Consider the following 19,452-nt stretch of genomic DNA (forward strand, 5'->3'; position numbering starts at 1 on the left):
CCCCGCCCCTTTTGGATCGTCCACCTGGATCGAAATCTGGAGCTATTTCACGAACATATTGAAGAGCCAGTACAAAACACCGGAAAGGATCGCCGCGGCCGGCAGGGTAAAGACCCAGGCCAGGGCGATGTCCCGCAGCGTCGAGGTCTGCAGCCCGCTCTTGTTCGCGGCCATCGTGCCGGCGATGCCCGAGGAGAGGACGTGCGTCGTACTGACAGGAAGCCCGTAGCCATCGGCAGCGAGAATGGTCATCATCGCGACCAGCTCCGCCGAGGCGCCCTGCGCATAGGTCAGGTGAGTTTTGCCGATCTTCTCACCGACGGTGACGACGATGCGCTTCCAGCCCACCATGGTTCCGAGTCCGAGGGCCAGGGCAACCGCGACCTTGACCCAGGAGGGAATGAACTTGGTCGCGCGGTCAAGAAAGACCTTGTAATTACCAAAGACCTTCTGGTCGTCGTCGGAGATCTTAGGGCCATACTTCGGCAGCAGGCGCATGGTCTCGCTGACCAGGTACATCTGGTTGCGAACGTTGGACTGCATATTGGGAGGTACCTGTTTAAGGGCTCCGTACCGTGTGACCTCGTTCTGTATGTCGTTAACGGTCTCTTGCAGGGCAAGCATCGTCGTCGGCTGGAAGGTCCGGGTGGAGACGAAGTGCTCAAGCTCCGGACCAGGCTCGGCGATGACCACCTTCTGGTCGACGTAGCGGGAGATGGAGTCGGATACCTGGTGCGAGACCGCAGTAAAGGTCTCGACCTGCGAGCGTGTGACGGCGTGGTTCAACGCGTAGGCTGTGGGAACTGTCCCCACGAGGATCAGCATGATCAGGCCCATGCCCTTCTGACCATCGTTGGAGCCGTGGGCGAAGCTGACGCCGGTACAGGTAAGAACCAGCAGGGCGCGGATATAAAACGGCGGTGGATCCGTGGTTTTAGGCGCCTCATAGAGGCGAGGATCGCGCAACAGTATCTTGAAGAGCCCGAATAGAAGAGCGGCACCGATGAAACCAACCAGGGGCGAGAACAGTAGCGCCTTGAAGACCTTCGTTACCTGCTCCCAATCGACACCGCTCACGCCGCTGGCTCCGTGTAGCAGCTGGTTGGTGATGCCGACGCCGATGATCGAGCCGATCATGGTGTGGGAGCTCGACGCGGGAAGGCCGCGATACCAGGTCGCGAGGTTCCACAGAATTGCCGCCACCAGCAGGGCGAAGACCATGGCGAAACCTGATCCCCGACTGACCTTGAGGATCAGCTCTACCGGCAGCAGCGTGATGACCGAATACGCTACTGCGCCCGAACTGGTAAGCACACCGACAAAGTTCCAAAGACCCGACCAGACCACCGCGACGTGGGGTTCGAGCGAATGGGTATAGATGACGGTGGCGACCGCATTCGCGGTGTCGTGAAATCCGTTAACAAACTCGAAGCCGAGGGCGATCAGCAGCGCAATCCCGAGTAGAAAATACGGAAAGATCGAGCCCGTATGGACGAACGAGAGATCCTCGTGCAACTTGCTGACGATGTAGCCGATGCCACCGAGAAGCAGAAGCCCGAAGACAATGCTGCCGATCCGGCCGGGGGATGATTTTTTCAACTTCTCATCGAGAAGGGAGCCTGAAGGGAGCGCGGCTGGCGTTGCCATAAGTTGTCACCTGGAAGGAATTAGGGCCCGATTCGTGAGGATGACGATAGGCCCGCTTTGCGAACAGAGTGTGAATGGTAGGTAAAGATCCCACTGGCTGAAAGGGAAATTTGTTTCCCCAGGAAGAGGTGAAAAATCCCCAGATGTGCAACTATTTTCACACCGTGAGACATGTTTTGGCCCAGCGGGAGCGAAATCGGACAAAAACCGGGGTTCGCGATTTGGTCCATGGCGTGCCTTATGTCATGGCATATGAAGATTAAGCTCCTTTTCCTCGCTGCAGTAATTCTTGGTTCTCTCCCAGTTGTGTGCAAAGCCGACGGTGTAGCCCCTTTCGGTGTAGCTAGTGCTTACAATCTAGTGGCCCTTGGTACGGTTAACTCTCAAGGAAATACGGTCATCGCCGGCAATATCTCCACAAATGCGGACATCACGGGACGTGTTGCAGCCGCGGGAATGGTCCTGAATGGAACGACCATCGGAAGCAACCTTTACAGCGACCCCTGGGGATCGCAGGCGTCCTACGATTTGGTCTCGACCGGCGGCCTGAATCCGGGATCGCAGTTCAACATCAACAGCCACGGGAACGTCTACGCTCCCGGCACAAACGGCAACTTCAATTTCAACGGCGGCGGCCACCGTGTCAGCACGGGCTCTTCAGGCATCGACTTCAACAGCCTGCGCACAACGCTGGATAACCAGTCGCTGGCACTGGCCGCGCTGACGGCCAATGGCCAAGTCCTCGGGACCAACCACTCCTCGGTCAACCCATCCTTCTTCGTCCTGAAGGGAACGAGTTCGACGCTGAATATCTTCAACATTACCGCTGCGCAGTTTGGCGATACGAATCATCCGCTGGACATCATCGCTCCGGCTGGTTCGACGATCATCATCAATGTCGAGGGCGAACACGTCACGCTGGGGACGGGGATCTACTACAACGACCAACAGAACTCCGGCGACAGCAGCGCGAACAGCGACATTCTGTTCAACTTCTCCGATGCGGACACGGTCACGATCAATGGCCAGTTCACGGCGTCGGCTCTTGCTCCGTTCGCGATCCTGAGTGGCAACGGACAGATGGCAGGAACCTTTATCGCCGCCGCTATCGGTCAGACGGGAGAGGTTCACAACCAGGAGTTTACCGGCACGCTGCCCCCAACCATCGCATCCACGCCAGAACCGGCTTCGCTTGCGCTGATGGGAACCGGAATTACCGCACTCGCCGGATTAGTTCGGCGGCGTCGGAACAAAAAGAGCTGACCTGAACTTCAACGACCTCTCGTTGAGATATCCGTTGAGAGGGAAAGACGAATCTTCAGGAGCAATCAGGAGCAATCGGGACAATCGGATTGCCCGCGAGCCACAAGCAGGAAGCTGCGTGGTTCGCGGGCGATTCGGCATCGACAGGAACGTCCTGTGGCTTATCGCCAGTCGTCGCGAGCCTGTTGCTGGTCGGCAAAGACCTGGTCGAAGTTGTCGGTCTTCTTGATGAGAATGTCGCCCTCCGTCATCGGCTGGTGCAGCAGGACTGCCTGCAGACGCACCAGCTCGAGCATCGCCAGAAACATGCAGATCAGGGCACGCTCGGTGTGCGTGTTGTGCAGAAGCCGGCGCAGGGAGACCGGCTTATCTTCCATCACCAGCCGGCGCTTTACGTAGTCGATCATCTGGGCAACCGTGACGGACTCTTCATCGACATCGAGCACCGGCCGCGTGCGCATACGGCCAAGGATGTCCTGAAAGACGCGGACCAGGTCTACGGTATCGGCTGCAATCTCGCGTTCGGCAGCGGCAGACTCGCGAAAATCGCGCATCCCCGGGTTGGTCCACGTGGCATCTTCCACCTGCTGCTTCTGCATCAGCATCTGGGCAGCAGCCTTGAACCGCTCGTGCTCGAGCAGCCGCTCCACCAGCTCGCGGCGCGGGTCTTCCGAGTCGGTCCCGGTGACATCGCTGGGATCCCGTGGCAGCAACATCTTCGACTTGATGTGAATCAGCAGCGAAGCCATGTAGATGAACTCGCCGGCCGCATCCACATCGGTCTGCTGCAGCTTGTGCGTGTATTCCAGAAACTGTTCGGTGATACGCGCGATGGGAATGTCGTAGATATCGATGTTCTGCTTGCGGATGAGATCGAGAAGAAGGTCGAGCGGACCGTCGTACACGAGCCCGACGGTGACGGAGAAGGGCGACTGCGAGGCTTCCTCTTTGTCCTTTTTATCCTTCTCCTTCTCTTTGGCCGTGGCGCGCTTCGGCTCAGGCGCGGGCGCGGGAACCGGGTGCTTGAGGGCGAAAGGCTCATGCGGCTCCGGCGCATCTGCGCTCGCGGCGGTGGACTGCCCAGTATCGGTCTCGATGGTCTCGTCCGGCTGTGCAGCCGGATCTTCGGGATGGAGAGTTTCGTCGGTCATGGTTAGCGAAGACCTACAGCATCGCGGACTTCCTGCATCGTTTGATTCGCGCGGGTGGCGGCTCGCACGGCTCCCTGGGCAAGAATCTCTTCTACTTCAACGAAGTTGGACTCGTAGTAGCGGCGGCGCTCCTGAATGGGAGCCAGGTGTTCGACGACCGCATCTGCAAGCCAATTTTTGCACTCGATACAACCGATTCCCGCGGTAGTGCAGCCGACGCGGGCATTCTGCTGCGTCTGTTCGGTTGAGAAGACCCTGTGAAGGTCGAAGACCGGGCAGACATCGGGATTCCCGCGATCTTCGCGACGTATGCGCGCCGGGTCCGTGACCATCGTCTTGAGCTTGGCGCGCACCTCCGTCTCCGGGTCGGAGAGCAGGATGGTATTCCGGTAGCTCTTGGACATCTTGCGACCATCGGTTCCTGGAAGCTTGGGCGATGGGGTCAGGAACACATCGGGCTCAGGCAGAACTTCGTGGCGGCCGAAGCCGGTGATCTTCCTGGTCTGATGGGCGGCCTCGTAAAGCTCATGCGCGGAAAAGGTCGATTTCGTCTTATCGTCAGCCAGCTTCCGCGCCTTCTCTTGAATGGCACCCATCTCCCAGGGAGCGGCACCGGGCGAGAGATAAAAGTCTCCGGGGAAGAACTGGTTGAAGCGCCGGGCGACCTCGCGCGTCAGCTCGACGTGGGCGACCTGGTCGGCGCCCACCGGGACATAACGCGGCTTGTAAAGGAGGATGTCCGCGCTCTGCAGCAGGGGATATCCAAGAAACCCGTAGGTGGCCAGATCCTTCTCCTTCAGCTGCTCCTGCTGGTCCTTGTAGGTGGGTACGCGCTCAAGCCAGCTGAGAGGAGTGATCATGCTGAACAGGGAGTTCAGCTCGAAGTGCGCCTTCACGTCGCTCTGAATGAACAACGTCGAGACCGCAGGGTCGAGACCGGCAGCCAGGAAGTCCAGCATCACCTCACGGATGTTCTCCCTGAGATTAGCCGTATTGGCATAGTCGGTCGTCAATGCGTGATAGTCGGCGATAAAGAAGTAGCACTCGTACTCGTGCTGCAGCTTCACCCAGTTATAGAGCGCACCCATGTAGTTGCCCAGGTGCAGCTTTCCCGTGGGCCGCATGCCGCTTAGAATTCGCGGGCGTGATGTGGAAGGGGTGGAATCGGTCATGATGCTCAAATAGAGATGATACGGGAAACATGCGGCTAAAGAGCCGCGAGGATGCGGTCAAAAGCGGATTGCAGCGGATAGAGAAAGACCCGGAAGATGAATCCCCCGGCCACCAGCATGAAGATCCACAGCGCGAACATGCCCATGCGGTCATAGACCTGGAGGGCGTTGTACGGCAAAAAGTGGCGCAGGATGCGGCTGCCATCGAGCGGAGGAAACGGCACCAGATTGAAGACAAACAACAGCAGGTTGATCAGGATGATGAAGTAGAGCAGAAGCGCGATGGGAAAGAGCGCCGGGAGGTTCTCCGTTGAAACTCCGGGATAGTGCATTGCGAGCGCCATGGCGGTAAAGACCGCGACCGCTCCGCCTGGAACCACGTGCTTGATGATCAGCAGCAGAATCAGCGCGCCCGTGGCTAGCAGAAGGTTGCTCGCCGGCCCGGCAAGGGTCACCATAATATCGTCGCGCTTGTAGTTCTTGAAGTTGCGTGCAGTCACGGGAGTCGGCTTTGCCCAGCCGATCAGCGGCCAGTGATAGACCAGCGCGATTAATGGCATCAGCACGGAACCGAAAGGATCGAGGTGCTTCAATGGATTCAGAGTGACGCGGCCAAGCATCTTGGCCGTAGGATCTCCCAACCGCCATGCCATCCAGGCATGGGCGCACTCGTGCACGCTGAAGGCAAGAATAAGCGCTACCACTTGGAAGAGGATGAGAACGACGTCCTGGTTCATTCCTTTAGCTTATAAGCTTACCGCTTGAAGCGAAACAAGACTATGTAACGGCAGCTTTTACGGCTGCGTGGATGTATCCTTCTCGCGCTTCACCTTTGCAGGAATCCCAACGGAAACCGTTGCCGGCGGAACCGGCTTGGTGGCAAGAGCCATCGCCCCCAGCATGGCATTCTCGCCAACATTGGCCCCAGCCAGCACGGTCGAGTGGTACGTGATGCGGGCCCGCGGACCCAGCTCCGTCGGCTTGTTGGTCACATCTGCCTGCACGTTGATGTCGTGCGTGTGCGAGTAAACATTGGCGTAGTCGGAGACACTGGTGCCTTCATGCAAGATAATTCCACCGCGGTCGTCGAGCATCACGTTCTTATGGATGGTGCAGTTGTCTTCTATTGTGAGGTTGTACCCGTAGGTGAACTCGACGTTGTGGAAGATCTTTACTCCCTTCCCCATCGATTTGAAGATATGATGCCCCAGCATGCATCGAAAGCGGAAGCCGAGCCAGTGGTTCAGCCCCAGGGGAGAGCGGTCGAACATCTGCCAGAACCAGATCAGGGGCTTTCGAATGGCGTATTTTTCTGCATCGATGTCGCCGTAGTACTCGGGCTCCAGCGTCACGTTGCGCGGATCGAAGTTCTCCATCAGCGTATAGCTCGCAAGCTCGCTGTTCAAAGTGGCCTGCGTGCGGCCGCCATGGGGTCTGCCCAGATAGATCTGGTAAAGCTCATCGCGGACAATTTCGGATCGGCGATCGACCGACTCATGCCGATTGAACTCTTCGTTAAGTTGCGCAAGCCAGCGGCGGAAGGTCGCCTCGGCTTCGGGGGTCGGCTTCAATTCGCGATAGGTGTACTGGGGCATGAATCTCTCTCTCTCTAAAATATTCGGCCGAGCCGTTGCACTATTCGATGGCGAAGACAGCATAGACGGTCGCCGTTTTTTCAATCTCCCTTGGATTGATGGCCAACGGTTGAACCTTATCCATTGCCATCGGCGCAGCGGCCATGCTGCGGAACATCGGCCGGGGGCCGCTGGGCTGAACCTCATTGCTGGCGTAGAGAAGAACGCCGAGCTTCGTGTTCAGGCTGATCGCCATCTGCTCGGCCTGCGTATGCGCGCGCTTCAGGGCCTTGGCGGCAGCTTCGACCTCGGGAGCGTTCTCATCCTTGAATCCCCAATCGATCTGGCCGGACTGATTGGCTCCCGCCTTCACGGCAAGATCGAGCGCCTTCGCGGCGTCGTTCGCTCCCGTCTTCACCGTCCAGCTCTGCGTAACCTGAAACTGCCTCTGCGCCTTCTGGGCTTCGGTCAGCTTGTCCACCTGATAGTTCTGCACCGGCGCTATCTGCTGATTCTCACTCTGAATCGTATCCTTCGGGATCCCCGCATCCGTCAGCGCCTTGACGATTGCGTTCGAGAGACGCGAGCCGTTCGCGTAAGCCGTGTTGCTGTCCGGACCGTATGCGATAAAGCCGATGTGAAGCGTCCCCTGATCGGCGATCGCAGTCACCTTATCGGTTGCCGTGATGGCTATGGTGCGATTCTCCTTGTTCACCTGGATCGTCTGCGCCTCACTAAACGCTGTGAGGACCACTGCGGCACTCAGGGCGGCGATGCGGAATCGGATCATGCTTCTTCTCCTGTTTTGCTGATGAGAGCGGCAAGGGTTTCTTTGTGTTTTGGATTCGCGGTGCGCTTCTGCTTCGGATCGGGCAGAACGCGCTCGGGAGGTGGAGTGCCGACGCGGTCCCGTGCGTTGGACTTCACAGCCTTCACCGCGGAAAATACCTGCTTCTTCGCTTTCTTCATCTCCGTGCACCATGGGCGGGTTGAGACGACTGCGAGGCCCTCTGCGATTATGCAATACTCTTGTACTTATGGTCCGGTAACTGCCGGACCGCACAAAGGATGCGACTGGCGGAGAACGACGAGCCGCAGACCCGAGAGGTGCAGAATGGAAGAACGCGATTTTTTCGATGAGCGTCCGGAACAACGGACCCACACGATGACCTGTCCGCATTGCGGCCAACAGGGGGAGTACGAACTGGGATGGATTGTGAGGCGCAAGAAGAACCAAGTCCCCCGGGGGGCCGACGATCGCGATCGGGCGCGATACGCCAAGGCGCAGAGCTACATGGTGCGTCGCGACGACATGGTGGGCTGCAAAAATGTCCGCTGCCGCAAGCGGTTCGAGGTCGCGGGAATTCAGTCCGTGGCCTTCCTGTAACGGGAGACCCGGCCAAGAGGAAATCCGAGACTATTCCGGTAAATTGTTAAGTTTTATGGCGTTGCTTTACGAATGAATGACCGTTCAGATATGCTTTCGCCTGCTGGATGAACACCATGTCGGCCTGCGTGCCGGAGCGGGACGGGAAAGCTCGAGCGCTGCTATGTTTTAATAGAGCAGGAGCTGCTGCCGCATCGGCAGCCTTTCCTCGAACCGCAACAAAACGCAGGGAGACATAAAGGACTCATGGCTAACACGCTGCTGCCGATCGAAGAACGGAACCTGACCCCCGACGAGGTCGAACTCCTGGATAAACGCCGCCGTCGCGGTCAGCTTTTCCTGGTGGTCGGCTTTCAGTGCCTCATCGTTTTCTCGCTGGTGACGCTCTGGGCCGGGCAGGACTTCACGCTTTCGCCAGGCTTGGCGCACCCCATGGTCTATTGGGACGCAATCACGGGAACGCTGGCCGTGATCTTCCTTACGACTGGGATTCGTCTGCGCCGCGGCTCCAACGAGTTTATCAGCTACTAAGCGACAGCTTAGGACGCGCAGGCTCGGCAGCCTCGGAAGATTGTTCGAAAGAGCGGGTGGACCGTCGAAGGACGTTTCGCTCGCGGACAGGTTCGGATGGTTGCTGGGGCGCTTCAGTTGGCGGCATGTACCCGCTGGTCCGCGGGTGCGATTCTCCTTTTCCAGAACGAATTAAGGCTTTCGGCGACCCTGGCTGAGCCCGGACGCTTTTCTGCGCTTGAGAGCGTATTGCTCGTGGCAAGCATTCTTGTCTCCGCCGGTCTCTTCTTCTGGCGCTTCGGTCCAATCCTCCGAACGATTCTCCGCTCTCGAAGAGATGTCGACTTCTCACTGCATCCTATCGGGCGGCGGGTCTGGGACTTCTTCTGGGAGGTCCTCTGCCAGGGCAAGGTGATCCAACAGCGTCCTCTGCCCGGGCTCGCCCACGCGTTCGTCTTCTGGGGCTTTCTCGCCTTCGCGCTCGTCAGCCTGAATCATCTGGCTCTTGGCTTCGGAATCGGCTTTCTTCCTCCAGCGAGCATTGTCGGCAACTTCTACTTTCTCTTTGCCGCAGCCTGGGCCCTGCTGGTGGCGATCTCGATCACAGGACTTTTCGTCCGACGATTCTTCGTGCGGCCCATCTGGCTCGGGCGCAAGGTCTCGTACGAATCGGGTCTGATCGCCTTCCTTATCTTTCTGCTGATGGTCAGCTACCTTGCCGCTTTCTTTGTCGAAGAAGGTGGCACAACCGTAAAGGCCTTGTGGTGGACCCACACGCTGGCTCTGCTTATCTTTCTGCCGCTTATTCCGCATACCAAGCATCTGCACCTGGTACTGAGCCCGGTGACCGTCTTTCTCAAGCGCGACGGATTTTCGAAGATCCCGCCTCTGGCGGGCGATGAGGACTTTGGACTGATCGCGGGTAAGGACCTGACCCGGCTCATCTCGTTGCAGACCTATAGCTGCGTCGAGTGTGGCCGTTGTACCGAGCACTGCCCGGCGTCGACGACTGGCAAGGTACTTAACCCGAAGGAGATCATTCTCGGGCTCCGCACATATCTGAACGAGTTCGGTCCCAGCTCCGACACGCCGCTGCTCACTGAATCCCGGATTGCCTCCCCGGACAATCCGCCCGAGAAGTACCTCAGCATGGAGGCAGCCTTCGAGTGCACGACCTGCGGAAGCTGCGAGTTCCAGTGCCCGGTCGGAATTCAACACGTTCCTGTGATCGTCGGCCTGCGGCGGGGAGCGACCAATACCGGCGCCTGGGAAGACAACTACGGCACCAAGCTCTTTCTCGCGCTCGAGAAGAACGGCAACGCCCTTGGGCTCAGCGCAACCGAGCGGGACAAGTTTATCCAGAAGCAGGCCTTCCCTATCTTCGATGGCACCCAGGAGTATTGCCTCTGGCTTGGCTGTATGGGAGGTTACGATCCGAAGGGCCGCGAGATCATCGCCGACTTCGCCCGCGTCATGCAGCATCTGGGAACCAGCTTCGGTGTGCTGAAGAAAGAAAAATGCACGGGCGATCCGGCGCGGCGGCTGGGCAACGATCTCGTCTTCCAGACCCTCGCGGAGAATGGACTGAAGGCCTTTGAAACCGCGAAGGTCCGGAAGATTGTGGCTATCTGTCCCCACTGCGTCCGCACCATCGCCACCGACTGGCGGGAGTTCGGCGTTGCTCCCGAGATCGAGCATCACTCCGAGTTCATGGCGCGCCACAAAGACAGGCTGCCGAAGCAGAATGGCGAAAGCATCGTGTATCACGACCCCTGCTATCTCGGCCGTTATCAGGAGATCTATGACGAGCCGCGGGCTGTGGTTTCACAGGCTGGCTTGCTGGTCGAGGCACCGCGTTCGCACGAACGCAGTTTCTGCTGCGGGGCCGGCGGCGGCCTGGCCTTCCTCGGCGAAGAGCAGGGCGAGCGCGTCAGTCATGTTCGTGCTCGCGAGCTTGCCGGAACCGGAGCCCAGATCGTCGGAACCGCCTGTCCGTTCTGCAACACCATGTTCCGCGACGCACTGACAGCAGTCAGCGATACACCGCCCCAGTTGCTCGATATCGCACAGCTGACCGCCCGTGCCCTGCCGGCATCGCAGACACAGAGAGAATCCCTGCCAACAGATTCAGGAGGAGTGCATTGAAGATCGTCGTAGCAATCAAGCAGGTCCCCGAACGCGATGCCCCTGTCCACATCGCCGCCGACGGCAAATGGATCGATGAGAACGACCTCAGCTACACCATCAACGAGCCGGATGCCTACGCGCTCGAAGAGGCGTTGCAGCTGAAGGAGAAGAACGGCACCGGCGAGGTGATCGTGGTCTGCGCCGGTCCGGAGCGAGTACAAAGCACGTTGCGCGAGGCTTTGGCGAAAGGCGCCGATCGTGCCATTCACATCGAGCTTGACGACCTCGGCTCCCTCGATACGCTAGGTGTCGCCCGCATCCTCGCCGATGCCATCAAGGCCGAATCGCCCGACCTCATCCTCACCGGCCTCCAGTCCGATGATCTCGGCCTGGGGCAGACAGGCGTTGTTGTGGCCGAGTTGCTCGGGATTCCACACGCAACCATCATCATGCAGGTGGAGCCCACGGCTGCCGGCCTCAAAGTCAAACGTGAGCTCGAAGATGGCTGGTTCCAGCATGTCGAGATGCCGCTTCCTGCGCTGCTCACGATCCAATCCGGCGGCAACAAACTGCGCTACGCCACGCTGATGGGCATCAAGAAGGCAAAGACGAAAGAGCTGAAGGCGGTAGCGGCGGCAGCGGCTCCAGGCACGCTTGCCGTAACGCTCGATCGGGTCTACCTGCCCGAGAAACAGAAGAAGACCGAGATGCTGACCGGTTCGCCGGCGGAGATCGCGGCAAAGATCGTGGAAAAGCTGAAGTTCGAGGTGAGGGTGATATGAGCGGAGTTCTCGTCGTAATGGAGCAGCGCGCCGGCACGTGGAATCGTATGAGCTTCGAGGCTCTCGCCGCAGGCCAGCAGCTTGCCGCCAGCCTGCAAGCCGAGTGCTCTGCCGTCGTCATTGGAGCAGGCGTCGATTCTCTGGCCGCGGAGCTTGCCACAAAGAAGCTCGCAAAGGCGTATGCCGTGCAGCACGATCTGCTGGGGACTTACACCTCCGACGGTCATCTCGCGGCGCTTGAGCAGCTCATCAAGCAGGTTCAACCCGCGTATGTTCTCTTCCCTCACACCTACCAGGTGCGGGACTTCGCGCCTGCGCTTGCTACCCGCTTTCAACAGGTTCTGATCAGCGACGTCATCGCCATTCACGAAGGCCCCGTCTTCGTTCGCCAGCTCCTCCAGGGCCGGCTCAATGCCGACTACCGCCACACAGCCTCAGGTCCCTGCTTCGTCTCCGTTCAGGCAGGAACCTTCCGCGCCGATGCAGTCGAAGGGGGAACCTCGACAATCGAAGGCTTTACGGCTCAGCTATCGCCCGAACAGCTGCGCAGCAAACCAGGCGAGCCATTCCGCGAGTCTGCCCAGACAGTCGATCTCTCCTCCGCACCCGTGATCGTCTCGGTGGGACGTGGAATCGGGGAGCAGGAGAACCTCGGCATCGTGGAAGAACTTGCCACGGCGCTGGGAGCCGAGCTGGCCGCATCCCGCCCCATCTGCGATAACGGCTGGCTCCCCATGGAGCGGCAGGTTGGGAGCTCCGGCCAGACGGTGTCTCCTAAGCTCTATCTTGCCATCGGCATCTCCGGGGCCATCCAGCACCTGGTGGGCATGAAGGGCTCGAAGGCCGTCATCGCGATCAACAAAGACGAGAACGCCCCCATCTTTGAGGTAGCAGACTATGGTGTTGCGGGGGACCTCTTTGAGATTGTCCCGGAGCTGACGAAAGCCGTTCTTGTTGCAAAATCCTAACGGCTTTTGTGGAAAACAATGGTTGTCTGCCTGCTCGGACTGATTTTCCCCATATTGGTCCTAATTCCGCGGGCTTTTTTTCTATGGGCCTCTATACTGGAATCTGCATCATTTGCTTCACTTCTCGGCCACGCGCATCGAATGGATTAAAGAAGAGGGCCATGGCGACCATCTCCCTACCCCTGCAGATTCGAAATGAAATCGGGGATCCGATAGCGACCAATCGTTTGGAGCAGGGCCGCCTGCGCGATCGGTTCGGACGCGCTATCACAGATCTGCGCCTCTCCGTCACCGATCGCTGCAATTACCGATGCGTTTACTGCCGCACCGGCAATGAAGGTGCACAGTACACCGAGCTTGCCATTGACGACTATCTTCGGATGGTTCGCATCCTGGTCTCCCTCGGCGTAGAAAAGGTCCGCCTGACGGGCGGCGAACCCCTTCTAAGATCGGGCCTGGTTGACATGGTGCGTGAGCTCTCAACCCTGCGCACGGCTTTCCTCCCCGATGGTTCTCCAACCGAGTCCGGACCGCCCCTCGATCTCGCTCTCACCACCAATGGTCACCTTCTGGAGACTCTGGCGGCCCCGCTGAAGGACGCGGGACTGAGCCGGGTCACCGTTAGCATGGATGCCGTCGAGCCCGAAACCTTCTCCGCGATCACCCGGGTTCCACGGAGCTTCGAACGCGTTCTCGCAGGCGTACGTAAGGCGACGGACGTCGGTTTAGGACCTGTCAAGATCAACTGTGTTCTGCTTCGCGGCTTTAACGATCACCAGATTGAAGCCTTTGGGGAGTTCTCCCGTCGCGAAGGGGTTATCGTGCGCTTCATCGAGTTCATGCCACTCGAGGAGGATCGCAGCTGGAAGCCCGAAACCGTAGTTCCCATGAAAGAGGTCCTTGAGCGCCTGAGGGCCTTTCGACCCCTGGTTGAGCTGCCGCGGCATGTTGCAAGCGAGACCGCCAGACGGTTTACCTTCGATGACGGACTCGGTGAGATCGGTATCATCGCTCCGGTTTCGAATCCCTTCTGCGGACACTGCAGCCGCATCCGAATCACGTCCGACGGCAAGCTCCGCACCTGTCTGTTCTCACAGAGCGATCATGATCTTTATGGACGGATGCTGCGCGGTGGAACCGATGAGGAACTTGCTGCGTATACGCGTAAAGTCGTCCTTGATAAGGAAGAACGTCACCACATCGGAGAACCCGGTTTCGAGAAGCCCTCCCGAAACATGGTTCATATTGGTGGCTAAGAACTATTCTTCTCGCTTTATCAGAAACAAAAAATTCGACTCCTGGTCTTTAGGAGTGACATAACAAATTGAATCCAAGGGACCTGTGCTAAAAGACCGGCGCCAGTTTGAGGTCATTGACAGCCGCCAGATGGATCACCTCCGGGTGTTCCACGATGTGGCGCGCGCCCTCACGGCGAGTCTCGAGCTCGAAGAGATCCTCAGCGTCATCATGAACAAGATGGCGCACTTCTTCGGACCCGAACGCTGGTCGATGCTCATGGTCGACGAGAAGAGTAATCAGCTCTACTACGCGATCGCGGTCGGGGAAAATGCCGAAACGCTCCGCGGGCTTCGTGTTCCCATGGGAGAAGGCGTGGCCGGCTGGGTCGCCGCGACCGGAAATCCCCTCGTCGTGCCCGACGTAAAGCTCGATCCGCACTGGGCTGCCTTCTCCGCCAAGCACCCCGATCTCAATATCCAGTCGATCGCCTGCGTTCCGGTGCGTTCAGGAGAAAAGACGCTGGGAGTCATTCAGCTTCTGAACAGCAAGCTGGACCTGCTCTCGGAATATTCCATCTCTTTTCTTCGTATCCTCTGCGATTACGCCGCGATCGCGATCCAGAACGCGCAGTCGATGACGCTGATCCAGGAACTTACCATTACCGACGATTGCACTGGCCTGTTCAATGCGCGGCACCTCTACACGATGCTTGAGGAACAGGTGGCGCAGCGCAAAGAGTTCAGCCTTGTCTTTGTCGATCTTGACCGCTTCAAATCGGTGAACGACACTCACGGTCACCTCATCGGCAGCCGGCTGCTCGCCGAGGTCGGTAACCTCATGCGGCGCTCCCTCGGTCCGGCGAACTCCGCCTTTCGCTATGGGGGAGATGAATTTGTGGCGTTGCTTCCGGGAATGGGCAAGGCTGCCGCGACCGGCACAACCCTGGCCCTCTGTGAAGATCTTCGCCGAACTCCGCTGCTTCAAGGAGCAGGGCTCTCGCTCAAGCTTTCGGGCAGCTTTGGTCTTGCGACTTTTCCAGAGGACGGCAACAACGTCCAGACGATTCTTCGCTCCGCCGACGAGATGATGTACGAAGCCAAGACCACACGCGATAATGTAGCGGTCGCGGGTCGAGGCCTTCTGATGGAGCGGGCAAACGTCCCCACGGCCATCCGCTCCTCACGCTGACTCACTGATCCGGCCGGCGCGGTGAGAGCGCAAAAGGCCGCTTCGGCTGGGGAAGAATGGCATCGCGATTAGCCGGAGCTGTGGGATGGATCCCAAAGTCCCAGACGCCCAGGTTCACCTCGCGGTCCGAGAGCACTTCCAGCAACGCATACTCGCCGAACGTCAGCGACTGACGAGGGGTCAACTTCATCCAGTGATCTCCCGGAAGTACCTCCACCGACGTCTCCACCAGGTCCTCATCCTGCTGCACATTTCCCAACATGCTGATCTTGAACGACGCCACAATGCGCGATCCGGTTCGCACGTCGGCGCGCACGACCACATAACGGCTGGCCCGCGGGTCGCCGGGATTTTCTTTCATCGCAGTCGAGGCGCCGTGGGTGTCCACCGTAAGGGGAGCGCTGCCGCTCGGGGCCGCGGCCTCTCCCAGACGGATGTAGAACACCGGTTGATCAACGTGCAGTTGCACCATCGAACGCTCTCCCTTCAATTGAACCAGCTGATGGGGACTCGACAGCGGATTGACCACCGCCTTCAGGATGTTGTGCGCCGTCTTGTGGTTCAGCTCCCCATCGGACTGCGGAAGAGGAACCAGCTGCGGCTGGCCTCGGAAGGTATCGAGGGCGAGCACGTTGTCCAGATCGGGTAGCCTCAGGTCCTTCGCGACCTCGGGCGTCATGGCGGCGCGGTCGGCCTCTTCCTTCAGCAGCTCAGGGTCGATCGCCGGGGCGGTCCCGGGACTCTGTGAGGCGTCCGGCTGCGCATGGCTTCGCTCCCATCGAGTGGTCGCCTCAAAGTCGACCAGCGCTGAGGGGATCTCTTCCTCTGCTCCGCCCCGTTCCGCCGAGATGTAACGTACCCGATCCCCTACGATCCGGTAGCTCATCACGATCTGGTAACTACCGTCCTTGAGGATCAGGCGCGTGCGACGGGGCGACGCAGCGTCCGGGGCCGGAAGCGGCGTCTGCCGCGGCGACTGGGCCGTCAGCACGGCCGTTGCCGGGAACCACCCCGCAAAGAGGAGTAAAATCAGAAGGAACTTTGTGTGTACTCGTTTCGTCTTACCCATAGACCTGATTCCACAGTGTAGTGCCAGCGCTTCCTTAGACGCGCGTCCAGGGTGCAAAACGAGCATCTTGACGTGCGATTTTGGCATTGTCGACAGGCTGTGCTAAACAGGAAGAGACATTCTTTCATGCGCGAGCTCTCTCAACTCGGATTACGAGAGCACCGGCCTATCTGGCTGCAGGTGCTTGCCGTCGTCTGCGTGCTGGTTGTTTGCGTCATGAGCACGGCCCAGGTCTCTCATACCCACGCCGAGTTTTCCGCCCTGAAGCAGGGCTCTCACCATAATGGCCCGTCCCCCGACGACCACTGCCCCCTGTGCGTGGCGATGCATTCGGCACTCGCGACGCCAGATTACTTCGCACCGGAACCGATGCTTGCGATTCAGCGTCTCGATTCTGTCGCGGCCGAGGCAGCTCGCATCTTTCGGTGGCGCTTCGAGATGGCCAGCCGTCCTCCACCTGTCCAGAATCACGCCTAGTCCCTGCAGGTAGCCGACGTTCTGAAAGCAATAGCACCCCGGACAGTTCGCCTACCTGTGATGCATTTCGGAGTCGTATTCGAATGCGCTTTCTTCTCAGGTTCGACAGGAGTTCTTTCTCATGCGCAGGTCCCTTCCCTGGATTTTCTCCATCTCGCTGTTTGTCTTCTTTGCAGCGCTTCTCCCGTACGCGCACGCGTATCAAAGTAACTCCGGCACTGTTTCCGGAGCGGTTACCGACCCCACCGGAGCCGTTGTTCCCGGCGCCAAGGTAGAAATTACCAATCACGTAAGCGGCTACACCCGCACGGCCACCAGCGATGCCTCCGGACAGTTCCGCTTCTATAACGTTCCGTTCAATCCCTATCGCATCAATGTAACGGCAGAGGGCTTCGGTCCCGCATCGAAGTCTATCGACATCAGCGCGATCGTGCCTATTGTTGTTCCTGTCAAGCTCGCCGTGGCCGGGTCATCGTCAACGATGACGGTAGAGAGCGGGTCTGACCTGATCGAGAACGATTCGACCTTCCACACCGACGTCGACCGCTCGACCATCGACCACATGCCCGTCGAGAGCCAGTCCTCCTCGCTCAGCTCCATCGTGACGCTGTCGTCGCCGGGCGTTGCAGCCGACTCGAATGGTCTCTTCCATGGCCTCGGCGATCACGCGGAGAACTCCTTCTCCATCGATGGCCAGCCCATCACCGACCAGCAGAGCAAGGTCTTCTCCAACCAGGTGCCTTCAGACGCAATTCAGTCGCTCGAGGTGATCGGCGGTGCTCCACCTGCGGAGTACGGCGACAAGACCAGCCTCGTCATCGTGGCCACCACGCGCTCCGGACAAGGCGTCACCACACCGCACGGCTCCATCGCCTTCGACTACGGAACCTTCGGAACCACCAGCCTCGACGCCAACCTCGCCTACGGCGGACAGCGCTGGGGCAACTTCGTCGCAGTCAGCGGCCTGAACACCGGACGATTCCTCGACGGCCCCGAGTTCCAGACCCTGCACGACAAGGGCAACCAGCAGAACGTCTTCGACCGCGTCGACTACCAGTTCAACGACACCGACTCGCTGCACACCAACCTGCAGTACACGCGCTCCTGGTTCCAGACGCCGAATGCCTTCGACACGATGAATGTCCTCGACCAGTTCGGCAACTCCGTCGGACCCACCGACCAGCGGTCGAAGATCGAGACCTACAACATCGCGCCCACCTGGACGCACATCATCAACCCCAACACCGTCGCCAATCTCGGCGTCTACATCCGCCGCGATGGCTACAACTACATCCCCAGCAACAACCCGTTGGCCGATCTCGGCCCCATCCAGCAGGAGACCGTGCAGCAGTATCGCACCCTTACCAACACGGGCGCGCACGCCGATCTCACCTGGACGAAGGGCATGCATAACGTGAAGGCCGGCATTCTCTATCAGCAGACCTTCCTTCGCGAGAACCTGCACACCGGCCTTGTCGACCCCGCCCTCAACGCCCCATGCGTCGATGCCGACGGCACTCCGGCGAATGGCTTCAACGATCCGGCGCAGTGCGCTGGCGCGGGCCTCGCCGCCAACGGCGCCTTCAATCCTGTTCTACTCCCGTACGATCTCACTCGCGGCGGAACCAACTACTTCTGGCACGGACAGACTGACGTCAAGCAGCTCGCGCTCTACGCCCAGGATCAGATCACCAAAGGCAACTGGCTGCTGAACCTCGGCATTCGCGGCGACCTCTACAACGGCCTCGCCATTCAGCGCATGATCGAGCCCCGCGTCGGCATCTCCTACAACATCAAGAAGACCAACACCGTCCTCCGCGTCTCCTACGCCCGTGTGCAGGAGACTCCCTTCAACGAGAACCTCGTTCTCTCCACCAACGGCTGCTACGACCCCGTCATTCAGGGAATCTTCGAGACACTCGGCGCCTGCACGCCCGCGCCCTTCAACCCCGGCATGCGCAATGAGTTCCACGCCGGCTTCCAGCAGGCCTTCAGCAAGCACCTCGTCGTCAGCGCCGAGTACATCTGGAAGTACACGCACAACGCCTACGACTTCTCGGTCTTCGGCGCCACGCCCATCACCTTCCCCATCGAGTGGAAGAACTCGAAGATTCCCGGCTTCGCCCTGCGCGCCAACGTTCCTGAGACGCACGGCATCAGCGCCTTCGTCGTCATGTCTTCGGTCGCCGCACGCTTCTTCAACCCGCAGGTCGGCGGAGTCGGCGCAACCCCCGGAACGCCCGGCTCCAACTACCCCTTCCGCATCGACCACGACGAGCGCTTCAACGAGACCGCGCACCTGCAGTACACTCTGCCCTTCCGCAAAAGCACGTGGTTCGGCTTCAATTGGCGCTACGACAGCGGTCTCGTGGCAGGAGCAACTCCCTGCTACAACGTCACCGACCCCAACAGCGGATGCGCAGGCTTCTCGTTCGACAACAATGGGACCCCGTTGACGATCAATGGCCAGCCGGCGATCAACCTCTCCAGTCTGACAGCCGACCAGCAGTTCCAGGCTGGTCTGGCATGCGGCGGTGTAAAAGCAACGCCGACAACGGCATTGCCCGGCCTTTGCCTCGCATCGCAGCTCACCTCGTCGTTGCTCAGCATCCCCGCCCCCGGAACAGAAAACGACGACCACAACCCGCCCCGCGTTCAGCCTCGCAGCCTGTTCGACATCGCACTTGGTGAGGACAATCTCTTTCACGGCGATAAGCGGAAGGTGGGTCTGCGCGTAACCGCCGTGAACGTGACCAACAAGTACGCTCTCTACAACTTCCTGTCGACCTTCTCGGGAACCCACTACGTCACTCCACGTGCGATCACTGGAGAGATCAGCTACAGCTTCTAAATCAATCCAATCAATCAATTCAGGGAGAGCGCGTTCTGCTACTGTTT

The 19,452-nt window shown here is 59.3% G+C and carries 18 protein-coding genes; 10 read left to right on the forward strand and 8 right to left on the reverse strand.

Annotation, left to right across the window (positions count from 1 at the left end; genetic code table 11):
* Positions 1-42 precede the first annotated feature (42 nt).
* The gene (locus tag BDD14_RS11405) at positions 43-1,647 is read right to left on the reverse strand and encodes an inorganic phosphate transporter (RefSeq protein ID WP_130418914.1); all 1,605 of its coding nucleotides are present in this window, start codon (positions 1,645-1,647) and stop codon (positions 43-45) included.
* 252 nt (positions 1,648-1,899) lie between these two features.
* On the opposite strand from BDD14_RS11405, the gene BDD14_RS11410 reads away from it, so the two are divergent.
* Positions 1,900-2,910, forward strand: a complete 1,011-nt coding sequence (locus BDD14_RS11410) for a choice-of-anchor A family protein (protein ID WP_165420032.1) — start codon at positions 1,900-1,902, stop codon at positions 2,908-2,910.
* A 161-nt stretch (positions 2,911-3,071) separates the two neighbouring features.
* On the opposite strand, the gene BDD14_RS11415 is transcribed toward BDD14_RS11410, so the two are convergent.
* The 6 genes from BDD14_RS11415 to BDD14_RS11440 are packed head-to-tail and all read right to left on the reverse strand — an operon-like array spanning position 3,072 to position 7,776.
* Positions 3,072-4,061: a segregation and condensation protein A gene (locus BDD14_RS11415; protein ID WP_130418916.1), complete on the reverse strand. Its 990-nt coding sequence runs from the start codon at positions 4,059-4,061 to the stop codon at positions 3,072-3,074.
* Positions 4,062-4,063: 2 nt separating this feature from the next.
* On the reverse strand, positions 4,064-5,233 hold the full coding sequence (gene trpS, locus BDD14_RS11420; protein WP_130418917.1) for a tryptophan--tRNA ligase: 1,170 nt from the start codon (positions 5,231-5,233) through the stop codon (positions 4,064-4,066).
* A gap of 35 nt (positions 5,234-5,268) precedes the next feature.
* Positions 5,269-5,970 (reverse strand): site-2 protease family protein, encoded by a 702-nt coding sequence (locus tag BDD14_RS11425; protein WP_130418918.1) that lies wholly within the window; start codon positions 5,968-5,970, stop codon positions 5,269-5,271.
* Between the two features lie 57 nt (positions 5,971-6,027).
* Positions 6,028-6,828: an acyltransferase gene (locus tag BDD14_RS11430; RefSeq protein ID WP_130418919.1), complete on the reverse strand. Its 801-nt coding sequence runs from the start codon at positions 6,826-6,828 to the stop codon at positions 6,028-6,030.
* 40 nt (positions 6,829-6,868) lie between these two features.
* Positions 6,869-7,597: an SIMPL domain-containing protein gene (locus BDD14_RS11435; RefSeq protein ID WP_130418920.1), complete on the reverse strand. Its 729-nt coding sequence runs from the start codon at positions 7,595-7,597 to the stop codon at positions 6,869-6,871.
* Positions 7,594-7,776: a hypothetical protein gene (locus tag BDD14_RS11440; protein WP_130418921.1), complete on the reverse strand. Its 183-nt coding sequence runs from the start codon at positions 7,774-7,776 to the stop codon at positions 7,594-7,596. Before BDD14_RS11440 ends, BDD14_RS11435 begins: the two co-directional genes overlap by 4 nt.
* A 145-nt stretch (positions 7,777-7,921) precedes the next feature.
* Here BDD14_RS11440 and BDD14_RS11445 point away from each other — a divergent pair, with 145 nt between their 5' ends.
* The 7 genes from BDD14_RS11445 to BDD14_RS11475 all read left to right on the forward strand — a co-directional run bounded on the left by BDD14_RS11445 (position 7,922) and on the right by BDD14_RS11475 (position 15,008).
* A complete protein-coding gene (locus tag BDD14_RS11445) occupies positions 7,922-8,194 on the forward strand; it encodes a hypothetical protein (RefSeq protein ID WP_130418922.1) in 273 nt (90 codons plus the stop codon).
* 246 nt (positions 8,195-8,440) lie between these two features.
* Positions 8,441-8,725 carry a hypothetical protein gene (locus tag BDD14_RS11450; RefSeq protein WP_130418923.1) on the forward strand — a complete coding sequence of 95 codons (285 nt, stop codon included), beginning with the start codon at positions 8,441-8,443 and terminating at the stop codon, positions 8,723-8,725.
* A 234-nt stretch (positions 8,726-8,959) separates the two neighbouring features.
* Entirely contained in the window at positions 8,960-10,849 is a 1,890-nt protein-coding gene (locus tag BDD14_RS11455; RefSeq protein WP_242617889.1) for a (Fe-S)-binding protein, read from the forward strand.
* The gene (locus BDD14_RS11460) at positions 10,846-11,613 is read left to right on the forward strand and encodes an electron transfer flavoprotein subunit beta/FixA family protein (RefSeq protein WP_130418925.1); all 768 of its coding nucleotides are present in this window, start codon (positions 10,846-10,848) and stop codon (positions 11,611-11,613) included. The genes BDD14_RS11455 and BDD14_RS11460 overlap by 4 nt, the downstream gene beginning before the upstream one ends.
* Positions 11,610-12,581: an electron transfer flavoprotein subunit alpha/FixB family protein gene (locus BDD14_RS11465; protein WP_130418926.1), complete on the forward strand. Its 972-nt coding sequence runs from the start codon at positions 11,610-11,612 to the stop codon at positions 12,579-12,581. The genes BDD14_RS11460 and BDD14_RS11465 overlap by 4 nt, the downstream gene beginning before the upstream one ends.
* Positions 12,582-12,742: 161 nt before the next feature.
* Positions 12,743-13,837 (forward strand): GTP 3',8-cyclase MoaA, encoded by a 1,095-nt coding sequence (gene moaA, locus BDD14_RS11470; RefSeq protein ID WP_130418927.1) that lies wholly within the window; start codon positions 12,743-12,745, stop codon positions 13,835-13,837.
* 85 nt (positions 13,838-13,922) lie between these two features.
* Positions 13,923-15,008 carry a sensor domain-containing diguanylate cyclase gene (locus BDD14_RS11475; RefSeq protein ID WP_242617890.1) on the forward strand — a complete coding sequence of 362 codons (1,086 nt, stop codon included), beginning with the start codon at positions 13,923-13,925 and terminating at the stop codon, positions 15,006-15,008.
* Between the two features lies 1 nt (position 15,009).
* On the opposite strand, the gene BDD14_RS11480 is transcribed toward BDD14_RS11475, so the two are convergent.
* Positions 15,010-16,077 carry a hypothetical protein gene (locus BDD14_RS11480; protein WP_242617891.1) on the reverse strand — a complete coding sequence of 356 codons (1,068 nt, stop codon included), beginning with the start codon at positions 16,075-16,077 and terminating at the stop codon, positions 15,010-15,012.
* 126 nt (positions 16,078-16,203) lie between these two features.
* On the opposite strand from BDD14_RS11480, the gene BDD14_RS11485 reads away from it, so the two are divergent.
* Positions 16,204-16,554 carry a hypothetical protein gene (locus BDD14_RS11485; protein WP_130418928.1) on the forward strand — a complete coding sequence of 117 codons (351 nt, stop codon included), beginning with the start codon at positions 16,204-16,206 and terminating at the stop codon, positions 16,552-16,554.
* Positions 16,555-16,675: 121 nt separating this feature from the next.
* The gene (locus BDD14_RS11490; protein WP_130418929.1) at positions 16,676-19,405 is read left to right on the forward strand and encodes a TonB-dependent receptor; all 2,730 of its coding nucleotides are present in this window, start codon (positions 16,676-16,678) and stop codon (positions 19,403-19,405) included.
* The last annotated feature ends 47 nt before the right edge of the window (positions 19,406-19,452 follow it).

It is taken from the genome of Edaphobacter modestus (assembly GCF_004217555.1).
GTDB lineage: Bacteria > Acidobacteriota > Terriglobia > Terriglobales > Acidobacteriaceae > Edaphobacter > Edaphobacter modestus.